Annotated in this window: 3 protein-coding genes; 2 read left to right on the forward strand and 1 reads right to left on the reverse strand. The window is 67.7% G+C overall.

Features of this window, described 5'->3' with window-relative positions:
• Positions 1 to 475: alcohol dehydrogenase catalytic domain-containing protein (locus HUK82_RS15015; protein WP_176614721.1), on the reverse strand; the 475-nt coding region annotated here is incomplete at its 3' end.
• A 263-nt stretch (positions 476 to 738) separates the two neighbouring features.
• Between HUK82_RS15015 and HUK82_RS15020 the strand changes: the two genes are divergently transcribed.
• Together HUK82_RS15020 and HUK82_RS15025 are read left to right on the forward strand one after the other, a co-directional pair.
• Positions 739 to 2124, forward strand: a complete 1386-nt coding sequence (locus HUK82_RS15020) for a purine-cytosine permease family protein (protein ID WP_176614722.1) — start codon at positions 739 to 741, stop codon at positions 2122 to 2124.
• Positions 2125 to 2148: 24 nt separating this feature from the next.
• On the forward strand, positions 2149 to 3780 hold the full coding sequence (locus HUK82_RS15025; RefSeq protein ID WP_176614723.1) for an amidohydrolase: 1632 nt from the start codon (positions 2149 to 2151) through the stop codon (positions 3778 to 3780).
• The last annotated feature ends 86 nt before the right edge of the window (positions 3781 to 3866 follow it).

Below are 3866 nucleotides of genomic sequence, written 5' to 3' on the forward strand. Positions count from 1 at the left end.
GGCGCAACTGGCCGATGGCGTGCAGGGCGACGGACAACGGCTCGGCAAGCGCGGCCAGATGCAACGGCAGGTCAGTGGGCAGCGCGACAAGCTGACGCGCGGGCAGCACCACCGTTTGGGCGAAGCCGCCGTCGCACACTTCGCCGACAAAGCCGAGCGACCGGCAGCGGTTCGGCAGCCCGGCCTCGCACGCTTCACACTGGCCGCATCCGACCCGCGAATCCGCCACGACCGGCTGGCCGACCCGAAGCCCCAGGCACGCGCCCCGCGTTGCCGTCACGATGCCGGCCAGTTCATGGCCGGGTGTGACCGGCAGTCCCGCGACCCAGCGCCCGGTCGTGAAGTTATGCAGGTCCGACCCGCAGACACCGGCGGCCACCACGCGCACGCTGACCGTTCCGTCCCGGGTCAGCTCGGGTGTGGGAACGGACTGCGGGCGCAGATCGCCGGGTCCGAAAAAGCGCACGGCCTGCATGGGCATGCTCCTGCGTCTGGCGCGTTCGTTCAACGGGCGTCCGTAACGATGCCGGATCGGATCTCCGGTATAGACATGATGAAAACGCAACAATAGAGCGGGGGGTGATAGCATTTTCCTACGCAGGGCATCGGGAAATACGTGGTAGCGCCGGCCCCCTTCAATGGCAGGATGCGACTTCATGAGTTGATGCGACGCCAGATCGTTCTGAAGACGCAAGACCGCAGCGGGGCTGTCCCGGCTGCCGCCCTGAGGAAGAGCCCATGACCGACCCGCTCGGCACGCCCGAAGTCGAAACCATCTACCCGATCGCGGCCGATCGCCGTCACGGGCGTCCGCGCGACCTGTTTACCATCTGGTTCGGGCCGAACCTGATGATGCTGACGATCGTGACGGGGGCCCTCTCGACGACGGTGTTCGGCCTGCCGCTTGTGCCGGCGGCGCTGGCATTGCTGGCGGGCAATCTGGTGGGCGGCGTGTTCATGGCGCTGCATGCCGCGCAGGGGCCCCGTCTCGGTGTGCCGCAGATGGTCCAGACGCGCGGGCAGTTCGGGTTGATGGGTGCGGTGCCCGTCACGGCGGTGATCGTGCTGATGTATGTCGGGTTCGCGGCCTCGAACCTTGTGCTCGGGGCGGACGGGTTGCTGAGCATCCTGCCGGGGCTGGGGCGATTGCCTGCGATTCTGGTGATCCAGGCGCTGTCGGTCCTGCCGGCGATCCTCGGGTATCGCGTGATCCATATCTCGGCGCAGGTGATGACGGTGCTGTGTGGCGCGGCGGTGGCCCTGTGCATCGGCCGGGTCCTGACGATGCATGGCCACGAACTGTCGTTCGTGGCGCACGCCGCGACGTCGTGGACCGGGGTGCTGCGCACGGTCTCGACCGCGGCGTTGTGGCAGATCGCGTATGCGCCCTATGTGTCGGATTCGTCGCGCTATCTCCCGGCGGGTCGGGACGGGGAAAAACGGGCCTTCGTCGCGTGTTTTTCAGGGTCGGTTCTGGGATCGATGCTGGCGATGGCGCTCGGTGCGGCCGTCGGGCTTCTGGCCGGCGGCCACGGGGTCGTCGGCGTTCTGGCGTCCCTGCTGGGGCCGTGGGCGATCGTGGTGCTCGTGGCGCTGTCGCTGGGGATCGCGATCGCCAATGCCATGAATGTCTATTGCGGCGCGTTGTCGTCGCTGACCGTGGCGCAGACCTTCACGCCGGACCGCCATTACGGCGCGCGCGCGCGACTGGCCGTGACCGTGGCGCTTCTGGCGCTTGCCTTCGCGATGGCCACCCTGATGGCCGACAGCTTCATGACGGCGTATAGCGAGTTCCTAGAATTGCTGATGTCGGTCATGATCCCGTGGACCGCAATCAACCTGACCGACTATTACGTGCTGCATAAGGGCGAGTATGATGTCGCGTCCTTTTTCGCGCGCGACGGTGGCCGATACGGCTTTTACAACGTGCCTGCCCTAACCTGCTATGTCATCGGAATTGCGGTGCAGGTGCCGTTCCTGTCGACCGCGCTGTATACCGGTCACGTCGCACGCATGCTGGGGGGGATCGACCTGTCGTGGGTCGTCAGCCTGATCCTGACGCCGCCGCTCTATATCGTCATGGAGCGCCGGTTCAATGCCCGTGCGCTTCCGGCTATATCCTGACACAGTCGAAGGGTTTCAACGATCATGACCGATATCGCCCTTCTGGACGCCATTCTCGTCCTGCCCGACGGCCAGCGCCTGCGGGGCGGCCTGCGCATCCAGGGCAACCGCATCGGCGCGATCGGCACGACGGCGGAGATCCTGGCAGGATGCGACGCGTCCACGCGCCGTATCGATCTGGACGGTGCGTGTCTCCTGCCTGGGTTTATCGACAGCCATCTCCATCTGCTGATGGCGGCCGAGTATCTGTCCAACATCGGTCTGCGTGACGCGCGCTCACTGGCGGAGGTCGCCGACCGCGTCGCGCGCTTCGCCGCCGACCATCCGGAGAGACCGTGGCTTGTCGGCCATGAATGGAGCTACGGCTACCCCGATATGCCCGACGGCGGGTTCGACCGCGCGGTGCTTGATGCCGTGGTGCCCGATCGCCCGGTGGTGCTGCGTTCCGGCATGGCGCACGCCGCATGGGTTAACAGCGTGGCGTTGGCGATCGCGGGCATCGACGCCACGACGCCCGACCCCGACGGGGGAGAGATCGTGCGCCGTCCCGACGGCTCGCCGTCCGGCTGGCTGAAGGAACAGGCCGTCAAGCTGGTCGAGCCCTTCGTGCCGGCGCCCGATGACGCCCAGGTCGATCTCGGCCTGGATCTGGCGCTGGCGGAGATCGCGCGCTGCGGCATCACGCGGGTGCAGAGTGCTGCGTATGACGAAGGCCTGCTGCCGCATCTGGCGGCGCGTCAGGCACGCGGTGCGCTGACCTGCCGGGTGGGGCTGATGGCGGAGATGCCGCCGCCGGTGTTTTCCGAGGCCCGGCTGGCGGAGATTGAGGCGTTGCGCGCGGCGTACGACAGCCCGTTTCTGCGGCTCGACGGCATCAAGTTCTTTCTCGACGGCGTGCTGGAATCCCACACGGCGTCGATGCCGCAGGGCTACGCGGATCGGCCGGGGGAGACGGGTACACTTATATGGGAACCGGAGGCGTACCGTGCCGCGGTCTCGCGGGCGATGGGCGCGGGATTCCAGATCTGGACCCATGCGATCGGCAGCGGGGCGATCGCACTCGCCCTCGACGCGTGTGCGGCGGAGGCCGAGGCCTCGCTGCGTCTGCGTCCCCGGGTCGAACATGTCGAGATCCCGTATGCCGCCGATATTGCGCGCTTCGCCGCGATCGGCGCAGTGGCGTGCCTGCAACCGGTGATGGTCGCGCCGTCGGACGAATGGATGGGCATGGGCGGCGTGTGGGCCCAGCGTGTGCGGGCCGAGGAGCACGACCGCGCGTTTCCTGTGCGGTCTCTGCTGGAGTCGGGTGCGGCGGTGGCGTTCGGCACCGACTGGCCCATTGTCTCGCTCTCGCCATTGCGGGGGATACGCAAGGCGGTCGTGCGACGCAGCCTGGAGGGGGGCGAGAGTTTCGTGCCCGAACAGGCGGTCACGGTCGCGCAGGCCATGCACGCCTATACCGCCGGGGGTGCCTATGCCTGCCTGCGCGAGGCGACGGAAGGGGCGATTGCCCTCGGGCGGCTGGCGGACCTGACGATCCTGTCCGCCGATCCGCAAACCGTGGCGCCGGACACGGTGCAGGACATCGCCGTTCTGATGACTATCGTCGACGGTCGGGTCGTGCATGACGGCCGGGCGAACACCGGAGCCGCGTGATGAGCGAACCTGACGATGGCACGTTCGGCGCCTGCGCGGCGCGGGCCCGGCGCCGCCTGCCGCGTCTGTTCGCGGACTATATCGAC

It is taken from the genome of Ameyamaea chiangmaiensis (assembly GCF_013376175.1).
In the GTDB taxonomy this organism is placed as follows: domain Bacteria; phylum Pseudomonadota; class Alphaproteobacteria; order Acetobacterales; family Acetobacteraceae; genus Ameyamaea; species Ameyamaea chiangmaiensis.

Excerpts from the sequence above, each read along its gene's own strand:
- HUK82_RS15020 (WP_176614722.1), top strand. The coding sequence starts at position 739 with ATGACCGACCCGCTCGGCACGCCCGAAGTCGAAACCATCTACCCGATC.
- HUK82_RS15025 (WP_176614723.1), top strand. The coding sequence starts at position 2,149 with ATGACCGATATCGCCCTTCTGGACGCCATTCTCGTCCTGCCCGACGGC.